The organism is Dysgonomonas termitidis (assembly GCF_042654545.1).
GTDB lineage: Bacteria > Bacteroidota > Bacteroidia > Bacteroidales > Dysgonomonadaceae > Dysgonomonas > Dysgonomonas termitidis.
Genome location: NZ_JBHSGN010000064.1, coordinates 140,866 through 165,640, shown reverse-complemented (window position 1 = coordinate 165,640; position 24,775 = coordinate 140,866). Strand labels below are relative to the sequence as shown.

The 24,775-nt window shown below is 40.0% G+C and carries 21 protein-coding genes; 12 read left to right on the top strand and 9 right to left on the bottom strand.

Annotated features, from left to right (window positions below; all coding sequences use genetic code 11):
* Positions 1-14: 14 nt before the first annotated feature.
* On the top strand, positions 15-881 hold the full coding sequence (locus ACFO6W_RS09820; RefSeq protein ID WP_379995830.1) for a YitT family protein: 867 nt from the start codon (positions 15-17) through the stop codon (positions 879-881).
* A 4-nt stretch (positions 882-885) separates the two neighbouring features.
* Positions 886-1,659 (top strand): SDR family NAD(P)-dependent oxidoreductase, encoded by a 774-nt coding sequence (locus ACFO6W_RS09815; RefSeq protein ID WP_379995828.1) that lies wholly within the window; start codon positions 886-888, stop codon positions 1,657-1,659.
* On the opposite strand, the gene ACFO6W_RS09810 is transcribed toward ACFO6W_RS09815, so the two are convergent.
* Entirely contained in the window at positions 1,648-2,217 is a 570-nt protein-coding gene (locus tag ACFO6W_RS09810) for a phosphatase PAP2 family protein (RefSeq protein WP_379995826.1), read from the bottom strand. The genes ACFO6W_RS09815 and ACFO6W_RS09810 overlap by 12 nt on opposite strands.
* Before the next feature lie 533 nt (positions 2,218-2,750).
* On the opposite strand from ACFO6W_RS09810, the gene ruvB reads away from it, so the two are divergent.
* Positions 2,751-3,773, top strand: coding sequence for a Holliday junction branch migration DNA helicase RuvB (ruvB, locus tag ACFO6W_RS09805; protein WP_006798653.1), 1,023 nt, complete (start codon positions 2,751-2,753; stop codon positions 3,771-3,773).
* A gap of 78 nt (positions 3,774-3,851) precedes the next feature.
* Positions 3,852-5,099, top strand: coding sequence for an ABC transporter permease (locus ACFO6W_RS09800; protein WP_379995824.1), 1,248 nt, complete (start codon positions 3,852-3,854; stop codon positions 5,097-5,099).
* A gap of 89 nt (positions 5,100-5,188) precedes the next feature.
* On the opposite strand, the gene ACFO6W_RS09795 is transcribed toward ACFO6W_RS09800, so the two are convergent.
* The 5 genes from ACFO6W_RS09795 to ACFO6W_RS09775 all read right to left on the bottom strand — a co-directional run bounded on the left by ACFO6W_RS09795 (position 5,189) and on the right by ACFO6W_RS09775 (position 11,948).
* The gene (locus ACFO6W_RS09795) at positions 5,189-7,735 is read right to left on the bottom strand and encodes an adenosylcobalamin-dependent ribonucleoside-diphosphate reductase (RefSeq protein ID WP_379995822.1); all 2,547 of its coding nucleotides are present in this window, start codon (positions 7,733-7,735) and stop codon (positions 5,189-5,191) included.
* A 341-nt stretch (positions 7,736-8,076) separates the two neighbouring features.
* Positions 8,077-8,832, bottom strand: coding sequence for a zinc ribbon domain-containing protein (locus ACFO6W_RS09790; protein WP_379995820.1), 756 nt, complete (start codon positions 8,830-8,832; stop codon positions 8,077-8,079).
* A 125-nt stretch (positions 8,833-8,957) separates the two neighbouring features.
* The gene (locus tag ACFO6W_RS09785; protein WP_379995818.1) at positions 8,958-10,052 is read right to left on the bottom strand and encodes a Nif3-like dinuclear metal center hexameric protein; all 1,095 of its coding nucleotides are present in this window, start codon (positions 10,050-10,052) and stop codon (positions 8,958-8,960) included.
* A 179-nt stretch (positions 10,053-10,231) separates the two neighbouring features.
* Positions 10,232-11,377 (bottom strand): molecular chaperone DnaJ, encoded by a 1,146-nt coding sequence (gene dnaJ, locus ACFO6W_RS09780; RefSeq protein ID WP_379995816.1) that lies wholly within the window; start codon positions 11,375-11,377, stop codon positions 10,232-10,234.
* 16 nt (positions 11,378-11,393) lie between these two features.
* Entirely contained in the window at positions 11,394-11,948 is a 555-nt protein-coding gene (locus ACFO6W_RS09775; protein ID WP_379995814.1) for a nucleotide exchange factor GrpE, read from the bottom strand.
* A 1,046-nt stretch (positions 11,949-12,994) separates the two neighbouring features.
* On the opposite strand from ACFO6W_RS09775, the gene ACFO6W_RS09770 reads away from it, so the two are divergent.
* The 7 genes from ACFO6W_RS09770 (at position 12,995) to ACFO6W_RS09740 (ending at position 18,045) form a co-directional block, all read left to right on the top strand.
* Complete coding sequence (locus ACFO6W_RS09770; RefSeq protein ID WP_379995812.1) at positions 12,995-14,146, top strand: HlyD family secretion protein; 1,152 nt, start codon at positions 12,995-12,997, stop codon at positions 14,144-14,146.
* The gene (locus ACFO6W_RS09765) at positions 14,133-16,310 is read left to right on the top strand and encodes a peptidase domain-containing ABC transporter (protein WP_379995809.1); all 2,178 of its coding nucleotides are present in this window, start codon (positions 14,133-14,135) and stop codon (positions 16,308-16,310) included. Before ACFO6W_RS09770 ends, ACFO6W_RS09765 begins: the two co-directional genes overlap by 14 nt.
* Before the next feature lie 18 nt (positions 16,311-16,328).
* Complete coding sequence (locus ACFO6W_RS09760) at positions 16,329-16,655, top strand: HTH domain-containing protein (RefSeq protein WP_379995807.1); 327 nt, start codon at positions 16,329-16,331, stop codon at positions 16,653-16,655.
* Between the two features lie 63 nt (positions 16,656-16,718).
* Entirely contained in the window at positions 16,719-16,886 is a 168-nt protein-coding gene (locus ACFO6W_RS09755) for a hypothetical protein (protein WP_379995805.1), read from the top strand.
* Between the two features lie 30 nt (positions 16,887-16,916).
* Positions 16,917-17,075, top strand: a complete 159-nt coding sequence (locus ACFO6W_RS09750) for a hypothetical protein (RefSeq protein ID WP_379995803.1) — start codon at positions 16,917-16,919, stop codon at positions 17,073-17,075.
* A gap of 30 nt (positions 17,076-17,105) precedes the next feature.
* Complete coding sequence (locus ACFO6W_RS09745) at positions 17,106-17,267, top strand: hypothetical protein (RefSeq protein WP_379995800.1); 162 nt, start codon at positions 17,106-17,108, stop codon at positions 17,265-17,267.
* Between the two features lie 76 nt (positions 17,268-17,343).
* Positions 17,344-18,045, top strand: coding sequence for a CPBP family glutamic-type intramembrane protease (locus ACFO6W_RS09740; protein ID WP_379995798.1), 702 nt, complete (start codon positions 17,344-17,346; stop codon positions 18,043-18,045).
* 842 nt (positions 18,046-18,887) lie between these two features.
* Here ACFO6W_RS09740 and ACFO6W_RS09735 read toward each other — a convergent pair.
* From ACFO6W_RS09735 to ACFO6W_RS09725, 3 genes are all read right to left on the bottom strand, one after another.
* Positions 18,888-19,379 carry a metallophosphoesterase family protein gene (locus ACFO6W_RS09735; protein WP_379995796.1) on the bottom strand — a complete coding sequence of 164 codons (492 nt, stop codon included), beginning with the start codon at positions 19,377-19,379 and terminating at the stop codon, positions 18,888-18,890.
* A complete protein-coding gene (gene menA / locus ACFO6W_RS09730; RefSeq protein ID WP_379995794.1) occupies positions 19,376-20,284 on the bottom strand; it encodes a 1,4-dihydroxy-2-naphthoate octaprenyltransferase in 909 nt (302 codons plus the stop codon). Before menA ends, ACFO6W_RS09735 begins: the two co-directional genes overlap by 4 nt.
* A gap of 96 nt (positions 20,285-20,380) precedes the next feature.
* Positions 20,381-22,834: a DUF5686 and carboxypeptidase regulatory-like domain-containing protein gene (locus ACFO6W_RS09725; protein ID WP_379995792.1), complete on the bottom strand. Its 2,454-nt coding sequence runs from the start codon at positions 22,832-22,834 to the stop codon at positions 20,381-20,383.
* A gap of 195 nt (positions 22,835-23,029) precedes the next feature.
* Here ACFO6W_RS09725 and ACFO6W_RS09720 point away from each other — a divergent pair, with 195 nt between their 5' ends.
* Complete coding sequence (locus ACFO6W_RS09720) at positions 23,030-24,415, top strand: aspartate kinase (protein WP_379995790.1); 1,386 nt, start codon at positions 23,030-23,032, stop codon at positions 24,413-24,415.
* The last annotated feature ends 360 nt before the right edge of the window (positions 24,416-24,775 follow it).

Below are 24,775 nucleotides of genomic sequence, written 5' to 3'. Positions count from 1 at the left end.
TGACCTTAGAAGCTATGCCGAAAAGATATTTGAAAGAGTTTTACTGGAAAGATTATGTATCTATATTCTTTGGCCTTGCGCTTTATGCAGTTGGGCTTATCGGATTTATAAAACCGGTCGGGATTGTCACAGGGGGGCTTACAGGTATAGCCCTTCTTGTGGAGTATGCATCGGGAATACCGCTTCAATATACATATTTCTTCACAAACTGTGCATTGCTCCTGGTAGCCTTGAAACTTCTGGGTTTCAAGTTTATGATAAAGACTATTTATGGAGTTATTGTGCTTACATTCCTGCTTACCCTTTGCCAGACATATATAACCGAACCTATTGTGAAAAATGAGCCGCTTCTGTCGGGCGTAATAGGAGGAATGATGTGCGGAACGGGTATAGGCCTTGTTTTCAGTGCCAACGGTAGCACCGGGGGGACGGACATTGTAGTGGCACTGATAAATAAATATAAGAATATTGCTTTTGGCAGGGGGATGCTCCTTTGCGACTTTATTATCATCTCTTCTTCATACTTTCTATTTTACGATTACCAGAAGATCGTATATGCCCTGATCGTAATGGGTGTAATGACGTATTGCATCGATATGGTTATCAATGGGTTCCGGCAGTCGGTACAGGTGCTTGTCTTTTCTGAAAAATACGAAATAATAGCTACCGCGATAAATCAGGAATTACATAGGGGATGCACGGTTTTGGATGGCACAGGCTGGTATTCGAAGAAACCGACCAAAGTGATCATTGTACTGGCCAGAAGAACAGAGGCTGTAGAAATGTTCCGCCTGATAAAAAGTATAGATGAGAAAGCATTTATATCCCAAAGTACGGTACGTGGTGTTTACGGTGAAGGCTTTGACAAAATAAGGACCTGACCTTATGAACCTCAGAGGCAAACATATCATACTCACTGGAGCTTCCTCCGGTATAGGCCGAGAGATGCTCGGTATACTTGCTTCATATAACGGAGTGAAGATTCTTGCTGTAGCCCGTCATATAGATGATATACCGGGGGTAGAGGGCGTGGTGTACCCATTCTCTGCCGATGTCAGCTCTTCAGAGGGTATTGATAAGGTCTTTAGTTATGCACAGCAGGTATTCGGACATATTGATATTTTTATAGCCAATGCAGGGTTTGCATATCTCGAAAGGCTGGAAACCACCGATTGGCAGCATATCCGAAAAATCTACGATCTGAATGTATTTTCTCCGGTTTATTCATTGGAAAGACTTGTTGCTCTCAATAAGGACAGACCGGTAGCTTTTGCCTGTACTATTTCAGGGGCAGGATTGGTTTCCTTGCCGGCCTATTCACTTTATTGTTCTACAAAGGCCGCGCTGCATCATTTTGTACAGACCTACAGGTATGAGAAAGCGGATAACCTCCAATTGACTGCGGTTTATCCTGTAGCTACCCGCACAGCCTTTTTTGATAAGGCTACAGGTGAAAAAGATACACCACTTCCTTTTCCTGCGCAAGATGCGAAGACTGTTGCAAGGAAGTATATAAAAGGTATTGAGAAAGGTAAGAAGAATGTTTATCCATCTACTTTATTCCGTTTATTATATCCTATAGGCAGAGCGTTTCCTTTTTGCCTGAAAGTATATTCGCTACTGGAGAGGAAGAAAGCAGGGAAGTGGTTAGGGCTTTAATAGTTCCTTTTTCTTTTTGAACCTTTGGAAAAGTATGTAACCCGCTATTCCTGTCATTATTCCGAAGATAATTCCTATCATTACGTCGAACGGGTAATGTTTGGCCACGTAAATCCGGCTATATGCAACCACTGCTGCCCATAAGACGGCAATATAACCGTAGAATCTTTTCTTTCGGAAGAAGAGAAGGAAAAATACAGCCATCGTAAAAGTAGTAGCTGAATGGGACGAGAAGAAACTAAAACTATTGCTATATTTTTCTATTGCGTGAATCGTGCCTTCCCATAATTCGTTATGAATAGGGCGGGGCCGTTCTATAATCAGTTTTATTATATTTGTAAGCAGGGCGCTGGCTCCGGTGGATAGGAGAAAAAAGAATACTCCTGTTTTCTTCCATACTTCCGCTTTGAAGTAGATCAGGGCGGACATGGCCAGACAGGCCAGAATCCAGTTTGTGTAGGAACTGAGAAAAAGCATGATAGGATCGAGCCAGTCAGCATGTTTCCCATTGAGGAATAGAAAAAGTTCTTCGTCCCAATACCGTAATTTATCTAACATAATTGTTCATCTATAATGAATTGGAAATGCAAAGGAAATATATTATGGTTATATCCCATAATAATATTTATCTCTTTTGTTTTTTTTGTAAAAGTTTATCTATAAAATAAGAGCCGATAGCCTTTAGCTGTTAGCTGATAGTTCTTTGAAAGATTGATTAAAGTAGTTACAAGTTTGCCTCGCCTTCGCTTCGGCGAATGTTATTTCTGCGCCCTACGGGCAGTTACTAGTTACAAGTTAGTTGACTGTTGACTGACATATCTGTTACTTTTGTTACCTTTTGCGCCTTAGCGTCTCTGCGAGAGAATACTGTTGACTGCTAACTAATATATCTGTTACCTTTGTTACCTTTTAACAGTTAGGAGTTATAAGATACTCTATTTTATTTCACGCAAAGACGCAAAGGCGCGAAGTTTTTATAAGCTATGGATTGTTAACTGATGACTGCTGACTGTTAACTGTAAAAGCTGTTAACTGTTAACTGAAAAGTGTGTGTAAATTAAATATATTGATGTAAATTTGCATCCGAACATATGGAAGAAACATTCGACATACACCGAGGAAATATAAACGACAGCGAAAAGGAGTTTGAAAATGCCCTGCGCCCACTTACCTTTAATAGTTTCAGTGGACAAAGCAAGGTAGTGGAGAATTTGCAGGTTTTTGTCACAGCAGCCAAAATGCGGGGAGAATCACTGGATCATACCCTCTTGCATGGTCCGCCGGGATTAGGTAAAACCACATTGTCGAATATCATAGCAAATGAACTGGGAGTGGGGTTTAAGATAACTTCGGGTCCTGTATTGGATAAACCCGGAGATTTAGCCGGACTTCTGACTTCTCTTGAGCCAAACGATGTGCTTTTTATAGACGAGATACACCGTTTATCACCTGTTGTGGAAGAATATCTCTATAGCGCGATGGAAGATTACCGTATCGATATTATGATAGATAAAGGTCCTAGCGCGCGCTCTATACAGATAGATCTGAATCCGTTTACTCTTATTGGCGCCACTACCCGGAGCGGTTTGCTTACAAGTCCGTTGCGCGCCCGTTTCGGTATCAATATGCATCTGGAGTATTACGATATAGAGACTCTGACGAATATTATTCTGCGTTCGGCTAATATACTCGATGTTCCTACCTCTAAAGAAGCTGCCGTAGAGATAGCTTCCCGTAGCAGGGGTACTCCCCGTATCGCGAACGCATTGCTGCGCCGGGTACGCGATTTTGCGCAGGTAAAAGGTTCCGGCAAGATAGATAAGGCCATTGCGGCCTATTCGCTGGAAGCTCTTAATATAGACAAATATGGATTGGATGAGATAGATAACAAGATCCTCCTGATCCTTATCGATAAATTTAAGGGAGGGCCTGTCGGTATCTCTACTATTGCAACGGCTTTAGGTGAAGACGGAGGTACAATAGAAGAGGTCTATGAACCGTTCCTTATCAAGGAAGGTTTTATGAAACGTACACCCCGCGGGCGTGAAGTCACCGAACTTGCCTATAAGCATTTGGGACGGAAAAGGGAAAGTGAGCAGGGTTTCTTGTTTTAATTATGAATTAAGAGTTATAAGTTATAAGTTATAAGTGGTTCTTACTGATAACTGATAACTGTTGGCTGATAACTGATTTTGAATTTAGAACTATTTATAGCGAAACGTATCCATTTTAATGGAGAGAAAGGGGAGAAGCGGGCTTCTTCTCCTGCCATTAAAATCGCTGTTGCCGGAGTGGCAATAGGTTTGGCGGCTATGATACTGGCTCTGTCTATCGTTGTGGGCTTCAAAAAGGAGGTGCGCAACAAAGTTGTAGGTTTTGGTTCCCATATACAAATCACCAACCTGGCAAACAACAGTACTTACGAAACGCAGCCCGTATGCGTTACTCCTGAACTGATAAGCCAGCTCGAAAAGACAGAAGGGATTAAACATGTGGAGGTCTTTGCCACAAAGCCCGGTATAATAAAGACTGATAGTGCCTTTCAGGGTGTGGTTTTGAAAGGAGTCGGTACAGATTATGATTGGGATTTCTTTAAACAAAATATGATTGCCGGTACGGTAATCAATCCGGATGATACAACTCACGCCAATCAGGCAATTTTGTCCGGGAATATAGCGGGTAAATTAAATCTGAAGACCGGAGACAGCTTCCTTTGCTACTTCGTAGGGGAGAATATCCGTTTCCGTAAGTTTTACATAACAGGTATATATAGCACAAACTTTGAAGACTATGATAAACTGTTCGTAGTAACGGATATCAATCTCATCAAAAAGCTGAACGACTGGGACGATGATGAGGTCAGTGGGATCGAGCTGCTTGTAAATGATTACGACAGGCTGGATGAAATACAACAGCGTGTATTTGTGGATATGATGACCTATCGTGACCATAAGGAGAATACTTTCCTTGCCCGTTCTATCAAGGAGTTGAATCCTATGATATTCAACTGGCTCGAACTTCTGGATATGAATGTTGTGGTTATCATTATACTTATGTTTGCCATATCGGTTTTCACCATGATATCAGGATTACTTATCATAATCCTTGAGCGGACTAATATGATAGGTATGCTGAAAACCCTCGGCGCGCGTAATCTAAGCATTCGCAAGACCTTTCTGTATGTATCCTCATTCCTCATTCTGAAAGGTATGTTCTGGGGTAATGTTATTGCTATTGCGATATTGGTGATTCAGAAGAATTTCGGTCTGGTAAAGCTGGACCCTGAGACGTACTATGTGTCGGAAATGCCGGTGGATATCAATGTCTTATACATCTTATTGATTAATGCCGGTACATTGATCCTTTCCATCGTAGCCATGATAGGACCATCCTATCTGATAGCCAAGATCTATCCGGCTAAATCATTAAGATTCGAATAAAGCCTTCAAAGAATACTAGAGAATAGCCATATAAAAATGCCCCGCTCTTTCAGGGAACGGGGTACTTTGCTATATCTCATATGAGTTGCTTATCCGCATTTGGATGCACCACAGTTTGTACATTTCATACAGCCTTCCTGATATACTAAGGTTTCCAGTCCGCACACAGGGCATTTCTGACCTTTAGCTTCGGTTTCGCTAGGCAGGTATTTCTTGAGGGCGCGTTCTACACCGTTTTTCCAGGTATTGATCGTTTCGCTGTTCAGTTCCAGGCCTTGTACCAGTTTCACAACCTGATCGATAGGCATGCCATAGCGAAGTACACCGGAAATAAGTTTGGCATAGTTCCAGAATTCAGGGTTGAATTTGCCGTTCAATCCTTCGATTGTGGTTTTGTATCCCCTCTTATTCTTGAACTGGAAGTCATAAGAGCGGCTTCCTTCATCATTTAAAGTCTTGATAATGGTTCCGTGGTTAATATTCTTAGGCAGCATCAGACCTTCATCATCATCCGACAATCCGGTGAATATCTCGTATGGGCGTCCGTTGTGTAACCCGATGAACGCAATCCATTTTTCCTTATTGTTCTGGAATTTGATAACATCAGCGGCTAGTTCACGAGGGCGCTCCTGAAGGATTTCCGGACGTTCGTAGCAGTCATCACAATTCTCTTCTGCTTGTTTTTTATCGTCAGCAGCAACCAATACTCCGGCGCGCGAGCCGTCACGGTAAACGGTACAGCCCTTACATCCGCTTCTCCAGGCTTCGATATACAAATCGTTTACAAGGTCTTCCGATACATCGGATGGCAAATTGATTGTTACGCTGATAGAATGATCTACCCATCTTTGGATACGGCCTTGCATTTTCACCTTTTGCAGCCAGTCAACATCGTTTGAGGTTGCTTTATAATATGGAGATTCGGCCACCATAGTCTCTACCTCCTCATTCGTATATTTTTTCGTGGTAGGATAGCCTTTGCTTTCCATCCATGTTACGAATTTGTGATGGAACACAATGTATTCTTCCCATGAGTCTCCATTTTCATCAACGAAGTCAACTCGTACTTCCTTATCATTAGGATTTACTTTGCGGCGGCGTTTATATACCGGCATAAATACCGGCTCAATACCCGATGTGGACTGTGTCATCAAGCTGGTTGTCCCGGTTGGGGCAACTGTAAGACAGGCTATATTACGGCGTCCGTATTTCTCCATGTCTTTGATTAGCTGAGGATCGGCTTCTGCCAAACGGTTGATAAACGGATTTTCCTTTTCACGCTTAAAATCAAAAATTTCAAAGGCCCCACGTTCTTTAGCCAGTTCTACGGATGAACGATAAGCCGCAATAGCCAGAGCCCGGTGTACATCTTCGGCAAAAGCAGTCGCTTCTTCCGTACCATAGCGAAGTCCCATAGCGGCTATCATATCGCCTTCGGCGGTGATACCTACTCCGGTACGACGTCCCTGAAGGGTTTTTGTACGGATCTTTTCCCAAAGGTGTCTTTCAGGCCATCTTACCTCGTCTGTTTCCGGATCGTCATCTATTTTTTGTAATATTTTGTCAATCTTTTCTGTTTCCAGATCAATGATATCATCCATAATACGTTGAGCCAGCCCAACGTGTTTAGAGAATAGTTCGAAGTCGAAATGGGCATCGTCTTTGAACGGATTTACTACATATGAATATAGATTGATCGCTAGCAGGCGGCAACTGTCGTACGGACAAAGAGGTATCTCTCCGCAAGGGTTAGTTGAAATAGTCTTAAATCCGAGATCTGCATAACAATCAGGGACAGACTCCTTAATAATAGTATCCCAGAAAAGAACTCCCGGTTCGGCGGATTTCCATGCATTATGGACTATTTTTCTCCAAAGTTCCGTAGCCTGAATATCTTTTACAGTGGTAGGATTTGATGAATCGATAGGGTATTGCTGCGTATATTTCGATCCGTTTACAACGGCCTGCATAAAAGCATCGTCTATTCTTACAGAAACATTTGCACCTGTAACTTTGCCCTCTGTCATTTTTGCATCGATGAACGATTCCGAATCGGGGTGCTTGATTGATACGCTCAACATAAGGGCACCACGGCGTCCATCCTGAGCAACTTCGCGAGTGGAGTTTGAATACCTTTCCATAAATGGCACCAGTCCGGTAGAAGTCAAAGCCGAGTTCTTTACAGGTGAGCCTTTCGGACGGATATGCGACAAGTCGTGGCCTACACCTCCACGGCGTTTCATCAGTTGCACCTGTTCTTCATCGATACGGATGATAGCTCCGTAAGAGTCAGAAGGGCCGTTCAGGCCTATCACAAAGCAGTTTGATAAGGACGCTATCTGAAAATCATTTCCGATACCGGTCATAGGGCTTCCCTGGGGTACGATGTATTTGAAATGATCGAAGAGATCATACAATTCTTTATTCGTTAAGCCCTTTTCGTATTTTGCCTCGATGCGTCCAATCTCATTTGCCAAGCGCCAGTGCATGTCCTCGGGCGATTGCTCATAGATATTGCCCATTGCATCTTTCAATGCATATTTATTTACCCATACTTTTGCAGCGAGTTCATCACCATCAAAATAACTTAATGCGGCGTTATATGCCTCATCAAAAGTATAAACCTTTTGTGCCATTTGTCTTATATTTTTAGATTTTTTTCAGTCCTTGTTTTTGACGAAAGTCTGCGATATTTTTCACAGTACAATATTACTCAATTCAGAAAGATGAAACAAATTTTGCAACAATATTTTTTTAAAAAAAATAAAAGTTTCCCATAATTTATTTTAATAATCTGATTATTATGTATATAATATTTTGTTTTTTGAAAAAAGTTTTCCGTTTTAAAATTCGAACTGTAAAATGTATAACACTGTCTAAAATACAAAGTTCACAATATATAGATAAAAAAAATCGAAAAAGTTGCATTTAACTTTTCCGATTTTTTGCATATATCAGTTATTTTTTATAACCCGTATTATTCTTCGACTCCAATTAGTTCAGGATCAATCATAATGCGTCCGCAATATTCGCATACGATAATTTTCTTGCCTATCTTAATATCCATTTGTTTCTGAGGTGGTATTTTATTGAAGCATCCTCCGCAGGCACCACGTTCGATACATACTACAGCCAGACCGTTGCGCGCGCTTTTGCGAATACGCTTGAATGCCTGCAATAGACGAGGCTCAACCTCAGTTTCTATTTCCTTAACCTCTTCGCGAAGCTGTTCTTCCTGTTGTTTGGTTTCGGATACTATATTGTCCAGTTCTTCTTTCTTTTGTCCCAGATCGGCAGAACGCTCCTGCAAGAAAGTTTTGCTCTTCTCTACCTGTTCTGTCAGATTTTTGGAGTCTTGTGTAAATTCACGGATTCGTTTCTCTGATAATTCGATTTCCAGTGTTTCGAATTCGATCTCTTTGCTCAGATGGTCAAATTCACGGTTGTTACGCACATTGTCCAATTGTTCTTTGTATTTTTCAATTTTCAGTGTGCTGTCTTTCGCTTTTTGTTTTTGGAAAGAAATTGCAGTCTCGGCTTCTTTCAGTTCAGTCTCGTATTTTTTGATACGGGTCTCCAAACCGATAATTTCATCTTCCAGGTCTGCTACTTCCAACGGAAGTTCTCCGCGGAGAATCTTTATATTATCTATTTCAGATAATTTCTGTTGCAGGGCATAAAGCGTCTTTAGCTTTTCCTCTACTGTAATCTCTTTTTCTTGCTTTTTGGCCATGAGTTTATATCAATATTTAAGTTATAAGACTAGACTATTGTAATAAAAAAATGCAGTAATCAAACAGCATCCGGCTATTCTCTTACTACATCATCCGTAAATAGCGGGAGTATGTCACCGCTTATCTACAAATAGTTCACAGGATTTACATCAAATCCTGACATATATACCGCAAAGGTAGGATATTTTTTTGAGATAATATCGAAAAATATATTCTTTGTGAAAATTTCGGATTCGTAGTGTCCTACTGTCGCCAGCAGAATCTTATCTTCCACATCATAATAATCGTTATACTTAACCTCACCTGTAATAAATACATCGGCACTATATGATATCGCTTTCGGTATCAGGAACGATCCGCTTCCGCTGCAAATGGCTATATCTCTTACAGGCTTCCCCCTTAAGGCGGAATGCTGTATTGTTTTCAGGTGGAATGTATCTTTCAGCAGATAAAGGAAGTCTTCCTCTTCTGTCTCTTCGGGCAATGTGCCTACTATTCCGCTTCCGGCCTGCGACCATGTATTCTCCAGTAAATAGAAATCATATGCAGGCTCTTCATAGGGGTGCACAGCTATCAGTGCGCGTTTTACCTCCGATTGCTTATATATGGGTAGGATTATTTCAATTCTTACTTCCGGTTCGGTATGCAGTTCTCCTATCTCTCCCGTGAAAGGATTTGTATTTTCTCCGGCCTTGAAAGTCCCTTCTCCGGATACATTATAACTGCATGAATCGTAATTTCCTATATTTCCGGCTCCCGCATTGAATAAAGTATTGCGTACCAGCTCGGCATGCGAATGAGGTACGAAAGTCACCAGTTTGAGCAACTTGCCCTTCTGAGGATCGAGAATCCGTACGTGTTGCAGGTTAAGCATTTCTGCCAGATAATGATTGATTCCCTGTGCCGCGTTGTCCAGATTCGTATGTGCAGCATAAACTACAATATCGTGCTTGCAGGCTTTTATCATGCAGCGCTCTACATAGTTTTTTCCCGTCAGTGATTTGAAACTGCGGAAGGCGAGGGGATGGTGTGAAATAATAAGATTACAGCCTAACGCGATGGCTTCGTCCATTACAGCTTCGGTCACGTCAATGCAGACCACAGCACCTTTGGCTTCCTGATTTATATCTCCGATCTGGATACCGCTGTTATCAAAGCTTTCCTGCAATGGTATCGGGGCGAGTTGTTCTATGGTATGTAAGATTTCCTTTATTTTCATGATCTCCCGTATTTAGATCCTCAAAGTTATAATTTTACAGGATATTAAGGTCACAGACCTTCTTATTTCTTTAATTAGCATAACAGCCAAAACTGATTATGGTTCGAAATGACCATTAAATACTATCTGTGTCTTATCCTCTAAAAGCAGTCGATAAGAGACTGCTTTTAGATTTTTTATCAATCAAACATCTTTCTGAAATGATTGAATATCTTCTCTTTTACTGATTTGCTAGGCTGAAAATTTGGAGAGTTTTCGAGTCCGCTTAATGTCGATTTCTCACTATCACTAAGATTTTCAGGGATATATACGCTTATATTTATAAGCAGATCTCCTGTGCCATACCTGTTGATGCTCGGTAATCCTTTATTTTTCAGGCGAAGCACTTTACCCGGCTGTGTTCCCGGCTCTATCGTCACTTTTACCTTTCCGTCTATTGTCGGTACCACTACATTACCTCCTAATGCGGCGGTAGACACGGATAGCAATAGGTTGTAAACAACATCGTTATCATCTCTGAACAGTTCCGGATGTTGTTCTTCTTCTACAAGGATCAGCAGGTCGCCGTTTACACCGCCATGACGGGCCGCGTTTCCTTTGCCGCTCATCGAAAGTTGCATTCCTTCGGCAACTCCGGCAGGTATATTGATGGAGATTACTTCTTCTTCGCGAACGATGCCTTCTCCGGCGCAATGGCTGCACTTTTTGGTAATGCTTTTGCCTTCTCCGTTACAGGTCGGGCAGGTTGTTTGCGTTTGCATCTGCCCCAGAATGGTGTTCATTACGCGGGTTACCACTCCCGAACCTTTACAGGTAGAACAGGTTTCGTATGCTGTACCGCCATCCGCACCTGTACCTCTGCAATGTGAGCAGGAAACGAATTTGTTTACCTTAATTTTTTTCTCAACCCCCTGGGCTATATCTTTTAATGTCAGCTTTACCTTTACGCGTAAGTCCGAACCGCGGTTTTGCCTTGGTCCGCGTTGTCCGCCGAAACCACCAAATCCCCCGCCAAAATGACCGCCGAAGATATCACCGAACTGTGAGAATATGTCGTCCATGGAGAATCCGCCCGAATGTCCGCCGAATCCGCCCGGAGCTTCGTGCCCGTATCTGTCATATTTAGCGCGTTTTTGCTCATCGCTCAGTATTTCATACGCTTCTGCCGCTTCCTTAAACTTTTCTTCAGCTTCGCTGTTTCCCGGATTTTTATCGGGATGAAACTGAATCGCTTTTTTACGGTAAGCTTTTTTTATCTCTTCGAAAGTTGCGGTCTTGGTAACTTCCAGTACTTCGTAATAGTCTCTTTTTGTTGTAGTTGCCATTGGAATCTCTTCTTTTTTATTTTGCAACGATTACTTTGGGGTAACGGATAACTTTATCATCCAACATATATCCTCTCTGGACACTGTCTACGATCTTGTCCTTATCTTCTTCCGACTGTGCGGGAACGGTGGTGATCGCTTCATGTTTGTCGGTATCGAAAGTATGTCCGATTGCTTCTATTTCCTTCACGCCATGTTTTGTAAGGAAGTTGATGAATTTGCTGTAAATCAGATCTACTCCTTCTTTCACTGCTTCCACATCTTCTGTTTTGGATATGTTTTCCAAAGCGCGTTCGAAATCGTCCACAACGGATATTATGTCGATTAGTACACGTTCGCTACCTGATTTCAGTAATTCTGCTTTTTCTTTCAGGGTGCGTTTGCGGTAATTATCGAATTCTGCATTCAGGCGCAAATATGAATCGTTCAATTCATTATATTTGGCCTCCCAGTCAGTCAGATTGTCACCTGTTTCTGCTTCTGCCGTTTCTTCAGGCTGATTATTTGTCATATTATCAGCCTCTGCAGGCTGTCCGTTATCAAACTCCTTTTCGGTAAATTCCTCTTTCATATCTTAGTATCTATTTTATTCAGAATCAATTACAAAAGAATATCATGCAAATCGACAATAGGCGATTTGTATTTCTTCAAATGTGCATTTTATTTATAACAAAAGGCTTGCCAAAGTTACAGGAATTAATCGAAATCCTTATAGATTAACTTTCTTAGTCCATAGAAGAAATTCAATTTTGTTAAAAAGTAACAAAGGTAACAGATATATCAGTAATCAGTCAACAGTTAGCAGTTAACAACTCGTATCTCGTGTCTTGTCGACTTGTAACTATTCCCAAAAAGGTAACAAAAGTAACAGATATATCAGTAAACAGTGAACAGTAAACAGTGAACAACTTGTATTTTGTATCTCGTATCTTGTCTACTCGTAACTCGTAACTGCCCGCAGGGCGGAGTAACTTGTAACTATTAAAAAAGGTAACAAAGGTAAATCGCTTTCGTAATAGGCTGACAGTAAACATATAAACCTACTTTTTAAAAATAGCGAGTAACAAACCAGCAACAAAAATGCAAAAAACAATATCAGTCAGGTAGGTTACTGTATGTAAAGGTACTTTTCTTTTCCGATATTATCAACTACTATTCTTTTCCTTTCCGTGACATCATTATACAGACAATAGCCGGAAGATAAAAAAAGAAAACTGTCATATATTACATGTTTTATTTAAACGGGCTATATTTTGCAGATTTTTAAATTAAAATTTTACATTTGCAATATGCAACAGCCCATTTTGGGGATAAAAACACTAGACGTGTTGGGAATAATTATTATATTTGCCGTGTCGGTTGGTTACATCCGGCAGACATATTGGTAAAAAACAAACATGGAAAGTGTTTGGCTTATCTCTCTATAACGAAATCTGGTAAATTTTGATAGAACGAGAATAAGTTAAATTGTTCCCGTGCCCTTATAGGCGTGTGGACTGTTGCTTATTTTAGTTCTAAGGCTTACCAGAGCCCCGTTATATAAGATATGGCAATGGTTCCACGCTTTCTTTATTTAATTAAATTTCTTTCCGGAACCGAAGGAATTATATTTGCTGTATGAAGCAATTGTTCCCTGCCGGGATTGTGGAAAATACCGTGCAAACACACTGGACGAAACGCCATTCCAAATCGAAGATTATTTATCTTATAATTATCATTGGTCTAATAACCACATTAGTCAGCCTACCCTTTATTTATATCGACGTATCCGTACAAAGTAAAGGGACAGTCCGGTCTGTAAACGAAAATAATAGTATACAGTCGGCAGTTTATGCTGAGGTTGCCCAAATAGCCATTTATGAAAATAAAAGAGTTGAGCAAGGTGACACCCTTATATGGCTCCGTACAGACGAACTGGACGAGCAGATTAACCGGCTGATCGAAAAACAAATAGAAAACGGCTTGTTTATCCGTGATATTGACAGGCTGGTTAATGGCTCCTATTCTGCTGCGACCCCCAAATACCAAACTGAACTGGCACAGTATAGAGCGAAATTAGCGGAACAGGATATAACGCTTTCACAAGCGCAAAACGAATATGCTGTCTCTAAAGAGTTATACGAAAAGGGTGTCGAGGCTAAATACGATTACCAACAGACAGAAAGCCGTTACAAAACAGCAGGCTCGCAAAAAGCATTGGTAAAACAACAGCAAATAAGCAACTGGCAGGCGGAAAGGACACGCCTCGAATATGAGAACAAAGACCTGAATTCCGAATTGCTGCAACTGCAAAAACGGAAAACCCAATATATCATAACCGCACCTGTCATTGGCAATATTGTGCAGTATAACGGCATACAGGCGGGTAATTTTACACAGACAGGGCAATCCATTGCCCAGATTACCGCATCCGATACCCTGTTGATAGAATGCTATATTTCTCCTATCGACATCGGCTATATAGAGAAAGGGCAAAAGGTACAGGTTCAAGCCGACGCCTACAATTACCAGCAATGGGGATTACTATCTGGAGAAGTTACCGAAGTATTACCCGATATCGTGGAAATGAATAACCAGCCTTATTTTCGTGTCAGGTGTACGATGAACCGCAACTACCTTGAACTGGCAAACGGCTACAAAGGCTATATGAAAAAAGGAATGAGTGTTACAGGCAGGTTTTATCAGACCCGCCGGAGCCTGTGGCAATTACTCTTTGACGAAATAGACAACTGGATGAATCCTAAAATAAAAACAGATGAACAAAATTAAGATTGGCAAAAATATAAAAATCAAGCAGCGTGATATAACGGATTGCGGGGCGGCCTGCTTAGCGTCCGTATCGGAACATTACAATTTAAAGCTGCCTGTTTCAAGGATACGTCAGGTAGCGGGCACAGACCAAAGGGGTACGAATGTGCTGGGTATGGTCGAGGCTGCAAAACAACTCGGATTCGAGGCAAAAGGTGTTAAAGGGAAAACGGATAATTTATCTAAAATACCGCTTCCTGCAATAGCCCATGTTATTGTAAAAGATGTATTACAGCATTATATTGTTATTTATCAGGTAACGGAGAAACAGATAAAGTATATAGACCCGGCAGACGGGGAAATGCACAAGGCATGCATTGAAGATTTTGCAAAGATATGGACGGGCGTACTTATCCTGCTCATACCCGGCGATACTTTTGAGGTAAGGAACGAAAAGGTTTCCAATATTGCCCGCTTCTTCTTCCTGCTGAAACCGCACAAAGGGATACTTTTGCAATGCCTGACAGGGGCTATACTTTACACTATACTGGGATTATCCACCTCTTTTTATATCGGGAAGATTACAGACTATGTACTTGTGGGAGGAAATACCAACCTGTTAAACCTGATGAGTACAGGGATGCTGATTATACTGGCGTTAAGGTTTTTTTTAGCTGTATTCCAAAGCCTGTTTATATTGAACACTGGACAGCAGATAGACGCAAGGCTGATATTAGGCTATTACAAACACTTACTAAAGTTGCCCCAACGTTTCTTCGATACAATGCGTGTCGGGGAAATTATATCCCGTGTCAATGACGCTGTTAAAATCAGGGCGTTCATTAACGATGTGGCTATCTCCTTAGTCGTTAATGCCTTTATCGTGCTGTTCTCCTTTATGCTGATGTTTATATACAGTTGGAAGCTGGCTTTGGTGATGCTTATCACAATACCCCTGTATGCCGTTATCTATATCGCTGTAAATAAACTAAACAAAAAGCAGGAGCGTAAAGTAATGGAAGATGCAGCCGAATTGGAGAGCCAGCTTGTGGAATCTTTAAACTCGGTAAAGACTATTAAGCAGTTCGGTATAGAGGAGTTTGCGAATATAAAAACGGAAACACGGTTTATCAAGCTGCTCAATACAATCTACCGTTCAGGCGTTAACTCTATATTCTCTAATGAAAGCTCCGGCTTTATCAATTTCCTATTCACTGTGATACTGCTGTGGTTCGGTTCCTATCTGGTGTTGGATAATGAACTGACTGCCGGAACACTGTTTTCGTTCTATGCGATAATCGGTTATTTTACCTCTCCTGTGGCATCACTTATCGGTGTGAACAAGACAATACAGAATGCCCTGATAGCGGCAGACCGCCTTTTTGAGATTATGGATTTGGAGAGTGAAAGCGATAATGAAAAAGAAAAGATAGAGTTTACGCCTAAAATGAATAGAGATATATTATTCAACAACGTAAGTTTCAGCTACGGCACACGCGCTGAGGTGTTTAAAGACTTTACACTGGAAATACCCAAAGGAAAGATAACGGCGATAATAGGTGAAAGCGGTTCGGGAAAAACAACGCTTGCCGTACTGTTGCAAAAACTCTATACCCTGAACAGTGGGAAAATATATATCGGAGAACATAATATCGACTATTTCAGTATCGACAGTTTGCGGGAGCATGTAGCCACCGTGCCACAGCAACTGGACTTGTTTTCGGGAACGATTATAGAGAATATTGCTCTGGGAGAGTTCAATCCTGATATGGAACGTATAATAAACATCTGTAAGAATTTGGGCATTATCCAATTCATAGAAAACCTTTCTAAAGGCTTTGCAACCCGTATCGGCGAGCATGGTGTCGGCTTGTCAGGCGGGGAACGGCAACGGATTGCCATTGCACGGGCATTGTATCGAAATCCTGAAATACTGGTACTGGATGAAGCGACTTCATCGCTTGATTCGGTTTCGGAACATTATGTACAGCAGGCGATACTGGATTATAACAGGCAAGGAAAAACGGTTATTATTATCGCCCACCGTTTGAGTACGGTGATGTCAGCAGATAAGATTGTGATACTCGAAAAAGGGAAGCTGATAGAAGAAGGGACACATATACAACTCTACAAGGAGGGCACAAGATATTATGAAATGTGGCAGAAACAGATACCAATTATGTAAACATAAATTATTAATGATATGAGTATTTTCAGTACAATAGAACGGATAAACCAGTTACATTCTTTGATAAAGACAGGTAAAACAGGAAATCCAAAAACATTGGCAACGCATTTGTCCATAAGTAGAGCGACATTATATAATTTACTCAATGAATTAAAAACTTTTGGTGCTCCAATTATATATTCTCGTGCCCAAAAGTCATTTCTATATACTAGAGAGTTTAATTTGGAACTAAAGTGTACAATTGAATTAATAGAAACGGATGAATTAACAAGAATTAACGGAGGTGGGTATTCTTTTTTTCTTCCGTTTAATTTTTTAGACGGAAGAAACATACTTTTGTAAAGAAATTAAGTTAAACCGGTTTGCTTTTTTGTGATTATTTATTAATTTAAAAAGCATTTTATTATGAAAAATTTAGATTTAGCTACACTTGGTGTAGAAGAAATGAATGATGCTCAAATGCAGGAAGTTGATGCAGGAAGTTGGCTCAGCGACTTTGCTTGTGCGGATATCACATTTAAGTTGGAACTTATCGGAGCATTCATGAATGGATATAACCAAAACAAGAGATAAATTTAGAACTTAAAAAAGCGTCAGAATATTATGAAAAATTTAGATTCATTTGAATTTATGGAGTTAACCAAAGAGGAATTGGTTAACATAGAAGGAGGTTCTCTGTCTGCTCATGCAAAAACTATTGCTCACTATGTAGGTGCACATGTAGCAGATACAATTGATTTTTGGGATGGTTTTTTTAGCTAAAAATAGGATTAAATTTTTAATATTTCTATTATGAATAAATTAAAACTCGATGATGCTTTAATTGCATTACAGGATGATGAGTTAAGGAGCATTAATGGTGGTTCTCAACAATCATATGAAATGGGGAAAGAGTTCCGTAAAGCTGTGGATAATTTTATACTCTTAACTTCTATATTATCGCCTTTCTGGTAAGCTCACTGAAAACAGAAACAGGAGAGATTAATAATCTTCCTGTTTCTATTTTTTTATCAATAATGAATAACTGTATATGTCAATCTGGTCAATAATTCAGGATATAATATTGTTTTTTAAGTCTTCCTCAGAAGAAAAACTACAAAAGCAAAATTTTTCAAGCACTAATAATAAATTCATCCAGACCTTATTATTATCGCTGAAATGTTACGTAATATTATTTATAGTATTATTAATGCTTAGCTTTTTTTTAGCTCCATTCAAAGTATTCGAACTAGTACCTCCCAGACCTGTATTAGATGAATATCCATTACTCTTAATAATGCTTGTTGCTCCTTTCTATGAAGAAATAATGTTTCGCCTGCCTCTCATATTCGATAAGAAATATATCATTATTTCCATATCAATTGCTATCTTATTTCTAAATAAACATGATTTAATATTTGCAATAATATTATTAGTTGTATTCATTAGTATCTCAACCTTCCTCCTTTACAACAAAAAGATAAAATTGAGTAATACTCTCGAACAATTCTGGACAAATCACTTTAATATAGTATTTTATACGCTATGTATAAGTTTCGGATTACTGCACATCTTCAATTTTAAAGAAATGACAACAGCGCAAGCCATATTGTCGCCTTTGGCGGCATTCCCTCAAATTGTAATGGGATTATTTATGGGATATGTCAGGATACGTTTTAACAACGGTTTGATTATTGCCATTCTGCTACATATATATCAAAATTCAATAACAACTCTTTGGCTTAGTATATAGCCCGGTTATCTTTTGGACACTACTCAAGAAAAGACTACGGAATAAAGGAATATATTTATCCCACTACCATTTGAGAAAATAAAACATATAAAACTACAATTCCAAATTTCAATTTTTAGAACACAAGAGGCTTGATACATGAATTTGTGGAAAACTCTTATAACTAACTCAATATTTCGGACTCTCTAAAGCTATTGGGAACGCTAGCTAGCAAATAACATATATATTCATACCCCTTCACCTGATGCTGTCGCCTGCATCAAATATCTATTTAAATACAAAAAGAAAATCATGATAAACAAATAGGTATAAACCCTATTTTACCTTTTGATATATACCTATTTAATTATTTGATATATAGAAATAGAATACTTCAAAGTAACAGTATATTTTACATAAAATGGAAAAAGTAACAAGATATTTCAATTACGAGTAACAACTTGGTGACAAAAGTAACAAAAAAGTCAATAATTCGATTTGGAAATACAGCGTTTTATAAGCATAATATATATGTTATAACTATTTATATATAAGATTATTAAATTGTATTATTGTAATTTTAATTTTTTGGAGTTTTTTATTTTACCTTTTAAGGTAACAAAGGTAACACTTTTTTACTTATTACTTTTTACCCTCATTGTAAGTCCGCCTTGGGGAAACAACGTTCGGCGGAGCCAATTTAGGGGGCCATTTCAATATTTCAAAGAACTATACGCTATCTATCAAAGTCAGATGGCTTTTGTTATATATAGATAAAGTAATAAATAAAAAATGCCATTGGCCGGGATTTTTCAATTTGACCAAAGGCATTCTCAATTATCTGGTTGAGAGGGAGTACTATTTTAATCCTTCAACTCTATAACTTCCAGATCGGAAATATTACCTTCATTCAATACAAAGCGTATCAGTGTCCTTACTTTATGAAATCCGTATTTTCCGGCCGCCCCGGGGTTTATATGCAGGCAGTTCAGTTTTTTGTCGAACATCACCTTCAATATATGCGAATGTCCGCAAATAAACAGCTTTGGCGGATTGGCGAACAGAACGGAACGGGCTCGCGGGTCGTATTTGCCCGGATAACCGCCTATGTGTGTCATCAGTACGTCCACTCCTTCGAGTGTAAAACGCAGGAATTCGGGATATGCCGCCCGTATCTTGCTGTCGTCGATATTTCCATACACTGCCCTGAATGGTTTAAAGGCTTCGAAGCGCAGGGCCAGACTTATAGAACCGATATCGCCGGCATGCCATATCTCATCGCATTCGGCAAAATACTTTTCATACTTGTCGTCCCACCAGCTATGGGTATCGGATAAAAGACCTATTTTTTTCATTGCAGATTGATACATATAATGAAACAAACGGACAGAACGAATGTGCCCATAGATGTATATTTCAGGTAGGGGTCGAGCAGGCGGTTTTCCTCTATACGAAATATATCTATCAGTAGTTTGATAAAAATAAGGAAACACAACAGGTACAGATACTGGTACCAGTGGGTCGTATGCAGAATTGAATATATAGTAAAACAGGCTAGCGCGCCGAATGTAAGGAAAGCATGATAGTACTTCGCATTTCTGAAACCTATACGTACCGGAATCGTTATTTTACCCGAATTCTTGTCATTCTCCATATCCCGCATATTGTTCAGGTTGAGTACAGCTATAGTCAATAGCCCCAGTCCGGTTGCAGGAAGCCACGGCATGAGATCGACTATGTGTGTATGCAGAAAATAAGTACCCGCTACCGATACCAATCCAAAAAAAGTAAAAGAGAATATATCGCCCAGCCCTTTATACCCATACGGATTTTTACCTGCTGTATATTTTATCGCTGCTACAATGCTGGCGGCACCCAGAATCAAGAATAGAGTGATATATCTCCAGTCCATAAATTGGAGTGCTATATATATAAGGAGTATGCCGACAATTGCAGCTACGCCGATTGCTGTAATAATGGCGTTTTTCATCTGTCCGGGAGTGATAGCTCCGCTTTGCACTGTGCGCTGAGGGCCTACACGTTCGCCGGTGATATCGGTACCATGCTGGTAATCCCCTAAATCGTTTGCCATGTTGGATAATAACTGAAGGATGGTTGCTATCAGCATAGTAAGTATGCAGACGGAAATACTGAAATTTCCGGTGCTGTATGCTATTCCGCTGCCGCACAAGGCGGTTGCAACAGCCAGAAACAGGGTGCGGGGGCGAAGTGCCGATATCCACGATTTGAATGAAGCCATTATTTGTTGCTGAATTTTTGAAGTGCAAATTTACAAGAAATAAAGTACAGGTGATCCCAAATCCGGAATTTTTAATTCCCCTATACCTCCCGATCCTTACTTGAATAGTTTCTTTGACTTTTCCAAATCGAACATGATACGGATTCCGAAGTCCTGATACTCGGCTTTTCTGAAAGAAGCGAATGTCCCGAAATTTAAAAGGCGCGTTATATTGATGGAATAGCCTATTTCCGAATATAGCTTCATATCCGGGGTATATAAATTTTTCAGGTGAAGGCTTTCTGTGAACATTTTGCCTTGCAGAAAAGGCAGGCGTTTCAGGAGCAAATAGTTGCTGTCGTAGTTGAATTCGCCTTTTAGCCAGTGCTTGTTGGTCGACGCTGTATAGTTATCGAGTAACATAAACGAAGTGAACGGCGATCTCAGGCTGATGGTTATGTCCGATGTATTGAACTGCTGGAAGTCGGCAAAATGCATTTTATCCTTATTGCCCAAGAATGCTCCTCCTTCGATGTGATAACCGAAACGGGAGAATTCGCTTAACCTGAGTTGCTGATATATTCCCAGCCTTAGTTTCCTGTATTTCGAATTATTTGTCTGCCACGAAGCGAAAGCTTCGCTATACCTGATGAAGAATACGGGAGAGGCGATTCTTTGATATTTTTTCACGCCGTCGCTCAGTGTGTAATATACATATGGTATATAATCTACTCCTATATTATAGGCCGTTCTGTCGAAGCGGTCACCCGAAAACATATTGGGAGTTATCCTGCTTTTCTTACCCCATGTATAATCCGTATGATTTGACAAGCCCGAGCGTTTTGCAGTTTCAATCCCTGTGATAAGCGTCAGTCCGTGAGTCAGCTCGATATTATTGGACACAGATATGTAATCGTTCTGATAAAAATGGTTGTAGTTTCTCCCTCTGATAAGAGAGTTGGTCGCATTATTGAACCTGTGTATGCCCGTAGGATTGAAGTCTTGACTGGCAGAACCGCCCGAAATTATAAGTTCGCCCATCTTCATACGGGAGTAGAGCAGACTGATATCACCTCCTCCGGCTATTCTTTTTCGGGAAGTTGTGTAATATATATAAGGCGATATACTTAGTCTGTTATTTTTTCCGATTTTGGTGGTCAGATCGAATTTTTGCCCCAGCCATAATCCGTCAACAAAATTGTATTCCGGCACCCCGAGCAATAAACCATCAAATTTGAATGTAAAACGGGTAGAATCCCCGCCAATTTTTCCTCCCGTGAAAATATCCTGAAAGGAGAATTTGGAATTATGATGATCTTTGCGTACCGAATCTATATGCTGCTGTACGGAATCTTTTTTTATATAGCTTACTATTTCCCTCTCTTCCAGCGGTATCGCGCGTATGCTTGCCCAATATGCCGAATCACGTTTGGTGGCAAGGCTGTCTGATTCCGTCTTGTAAAGAGAATCTTTTTTTATTTCGAAATCTCTTTTCTTAGTTTTTTTCTTTTCAGCAAGTTCCTTTACTATCTCTTTATTAATCTCTATATCCTTGTATTTAAGTGAAGCGTAGTAATTGAATGTGAACTTATTACCCAGTATGTCTATATTCGAATTTATGAGATAGGAAACGGGTAGGAAAGCATTTTCCTTCAATTCCTGATAAGTGATGGTATGCTCTTCCTTTACGCCATATACATTACTGGTCAGTTCGGCGGAATAAATATGCCATGTATTGTCGGCAATATAAATATATCCGCTGTATAGTATAGGGTCTTTCATTTTCGGGTCCACTTTAATCTTGTTCACTGTTATATTACCGTCTTCGAAGAAACTTTCATACCTGAACCTGTAGTAAGTAAAGGCTTTAGGATTTAGCGGGGATATGAACATACCGGCCTTAGGCATATACAGGGACGATTGTATTACACCCATCGCATCTTTCGCATCAAGATTATCGGGGATACTGCTCGAAAAGGCTTTTACAGTTTGCCTGTACTTATCCGGGGAGGTGAATTGCACTTCATTAAAGGATTCCTGCACAAATACCTGGTTCTGTAATTCCGATAATTTAATTCCTTCTGCATTTTTCGACAGCCTGTCCACCAGGGAGCCGACTTTTAGTATCTCCCCGTTTCCTTTTATATATACATCGGCTGTGTATTCTTTTATTGCTCCTGCGTAGAGTGGGGCCTTTTCTATGGCTTTCCGCATGATGGGGTAGGCCGGGTCTTCATTGTTGGAGACAGTGACCTCTTTCAGTGTATATGGGTTTTCTTCCAGCGTGATATCCAGGGTTAATGTTTCGTTGCCCTTTATTTGTATTTTCCGTTCCACTCTTTTAAAGCCGAGACACTTATATTCTACACTGTAGTTGCCTGCTGCAAGATTTGTCTGGTAAAACCCATCATCATTACAAACCAGGCCCTGATTTGCTTCATTTATATATATGGAGCTCCCATAGAGGGGTTCCCCCGACTTGCCGGTAATTTTGCCTTTGAAATTCTGCGCGGATAGAGATATGTGGGTCGAGGATAAGGCTAAGAATATGAGTAAGTAAAGGGGTTTCATCAGGATATTCGTTAATTAACTTAGTTTAAATAACTACAAATATATCAGATTTATTATTTAGGTGGAGTGTAACTTTTTCACTAAAGATTAAATTTTTGTTACAAAGGGATGACAATATTCTATAAATGAGTAGAAAATAGGATAATTTTATTATTTTTGCGCAGTTTAAAAAAAGTTGAAGTCTTAAATAATAAAATGCTTACAGTAGAGAAAATTGGCGGAACCTCCATGTCCCAGTTTAAAGATGTGCTGGAAAACGTGATTGTGGGGAAAAGAACACCCGATGAAATGTATAACCGTATATTTGTGGTGTCGGCGTATAATAATGTGACTAACTGGCTGTTGGAACACAAAAAAACGGGTGAGCCGGGAGTTTATGTGCAATTTCTCGAGAACAGCGATTATAGTATAGGACTCGATAGCCTGTGTCAGCGTCTGTTGCTGATAAATAAAGGTTTTGAAGAAATAGGTCTGGACCAGCTCGAAGCCCGCGAGTTTATCACTTATCGTATCAAGCAGGCTAAGACCATGTTGCATAGCCTGAGTAAAGTGATGGCATCGGGTTATGTAAATGCCGATGATATTTGTCTGGCTGCACGGGAGATTCTGGCTTCGCTGGGTGAAGCGCATTCAGCATGGAATTCGGTTAATATTCTCAATAATAATGGTATATCGGCGCGGTTTATAGATTTGTGCGGGTTTAACGACTCCCTGCCGCTGACTATCGATGAACGAATTCACAGAGCATTCAAAGGAATTGATTTTAGTAAAGATTTATGTATAACTACCGGGTATACCAAAGGTACTGAAGGGATTATGCGTGCTTTCGACCGTGGCTATACCGAAGTTACTTTCAGTAAAGTAGCTGTAGAGGTACATGCCAATGAGGCCATTATACATAAGGAATACCATCTTTCGAGCGCCGACCCCAACATTGTCGGGGTCGAGAAAACTGTTCCGGTAGGGCGTACGAATTACATTATAGCAGACCAGCTGGCTGATATCGGTATGGAGGCGATTCACCCCAAGGCGGCTAAACCCCTGGAACTGGCCAATATAGATATCCGTATAAAGAATACGTTCGAGCCGGAGCATCCCGGTACTCTGATAACAAGGAATTATGTGTCAGAAGTGCCTAAAATAGAGATTGTTTCAGGTACAAACAAGGTGCTGGCTATCGAAGTACATGACCCTATGATGGTAGGGGAGGTAGGATTCGACCTTAAAATAATGCAGATATTTGCTAAGTATGGAGTAAGTTATATACTAAAATCGACTAACGCCAACTCCATAACTAACATTGTCTGGGATAATTATAAATCGCGGGAGCTGATCGCCGAACTGGAGCAGAATTTCTATCAGGTAGTTGTAGAACGGGTTGCTTTGGTTTGTGCTATGGGTACTAATATAGCATTGCCGGGATTCCTGTACAGGGCGGCAAAAGCATTGTTTGACAGAGGTATTAACGTGGAAAGTTTCGGGCAGTCGCTGCGTCAGGTAAATATGCAGTTTGTAATCAAAAGGGAATTTTACAATGATGCTGTAATAGCCCTTAATGATGAATTGTGCATAGATAAATAGATTTAATAAGACTTTTTTTATATTTTTTAATTGTGTAGAATCATTTTTAATTCTATTTTTGTTAGCTGTAATAATGGAATATTTTGCAGATTTAATACCTAGTGGACACATCTAGATGTAGAAACTCCACATATACAGATATATAGACCTTTGAATTAATTAGTAATAATTTTTATAAAGTTGTTTTTTTCAAAGAATAAAAACCTATTTTTTACGTTATATTTAACTGAAAGCGTTAGTCGGAGTGCAATTTTGGAACAAAATACATTGAAAGATAAAACGGAATAGTATATTTGTAACCTAAAATTGACGCCCTGAATAGCTTTTTTTGAGTTTGAAATATTGAATGTATAACAATCA

Bases quoted from the DNA above. Each gene is read 5' to 3' on its own strand.
- ACFO6W_RS09820 (WP_379995830.1), top strand. From the start codon at position 15: ATGCCGAAAAGATATTTGAAAGAGTTTTACTGGAAAGATTATGTATCT.
- ACFO6W_RS09815 (WP_379995828.1), top strand. From the start codon at position 886: ATGAACCTCAGAGGCAAACATATCATACTCACTGGAGCTTCCTCCGGT.
- ACFO6W_RS09810 (WP_379995826.1), bottom strand. From the start codon at position 2,217: ATGTTAGATAAATTACGGTATTGGGACGAAGAACTTTTTCTATTCCTC.
- ruvB (WP_006798653.1), top strand. From the start codon at position 2,751: ATGGAAGAAACATTCGACATACACCGAGGAAATATAAACGACAGCGAA.
- ACFO6W_RS09795 (WP_379995822.1), bottom strand. From the start codon at position 7,735: ATGGCACAAAAGGTTTATACTTTTGATGAGGCATATAACGCCGCATTA.
- ACFO6W_RS09790 (WP_379995820.1), bottom strand. From the start codon at position 8,832: ATGGCCAAAAAGCAAGAAAAAGAGATTACAGTAGAGGAAAAGCTAAAG.
- ACFO6W_RS09785 (WP_379995818.1), bottom strand. From the start codon at position 10,052: ATGAAAATAAAGGAAATCTTACATACCATAGAACAACTCGCCCCGATA.
- dnaJ (WP_379995816.1), bottom strand. From the start codon at position 11,377: ATGGCAACTACAACAAAAAGAGACTATTACGAAGTACTGGAAGTTACC.
- ACFO6W_RS09775 (WP_379995814.1), bottom strand. From the start codon at position 11,948: ATGAAAGAGGAATTTACCGAAAAGGAGTTTGATAACGGACAGCCTGCA.
- ACFO6W_RS09770 (WP_379995812.1), top strand. From the start codon at position 12,995: ATGAAGCAATTGTTCCCTGCCGGGATTGTGGAAAATACCGTGCAAACA.
- ACFO6W_RS09765 (WP_379995809.1), top strand. From the start codon at position 14,133: ATGAACAAAATTAAGATTGGCAAAAATATAAAAATCAAGCAGCGTGAT.
- ACFO6W_RS09760 (WP_379995807.1), top strand. From the start codon at position 16,329: ATGAGTATTTTCAGTACAATAGAACGGATAAACCAGTTACATTCTTTG.
- ACFO6W_RS09755 (WP_379995805.1), top strand. From the start codon at position 16,719: ATGAAAAATTTAGATTTAGCTACACTTGGTGTAGAAGAAATGAATGAT.
- ACFO6W_RS09750 (WP_379995803.1), top strand. From the start codon at position 16,917: ATGAAAAATTTAGATTCATTTGAATTTATGGAGTTAACCAAAGAGGAA.
- ACFO6W_RS09745 (WP_379995800.1), top strand. From the start codon at position 17,106: ATGAATAAATTAAAACTCGATGATGCTTTAATTGCATTACAGGATGAT.
- ACFO6W_RS09740 (WP_379995798.1), top strand. From the start codon at position 17,344: ATGTCAATCTGGTCAATAATTCAGGATATAATATTGTTTTTTAAGTCT.
- ACFO6W_RS09735 (WP_379995796.1), bottom strand. From the start codon at position 19,379: ATGAAAAAAATAGGTCTTTTATCCGATACCCATAGCTGGTGGGACGAC.
- menA (WP_379995794.1), bottom strand. From the start codon at position 20,284: ATGGCTTCATTCAAATCGTGGATATCGGCACTTCGCCCCCGCACCCTG.
- ACFO6W_RS09725 (WP_379995792.1), bottom strand. From the start codon at position 22,834: ATGAAACCCCTTTACTTACTCATATTCTTAGCCTTATCCTCGACCCAC.
- ACFO6W_RS09720 (WP_379995790.1), top strand. From the start codon at position 23,030: ATGCTTACAGTAGAGAAAATTGGCGGAACCTCCATGTCCCAGTTTAAA.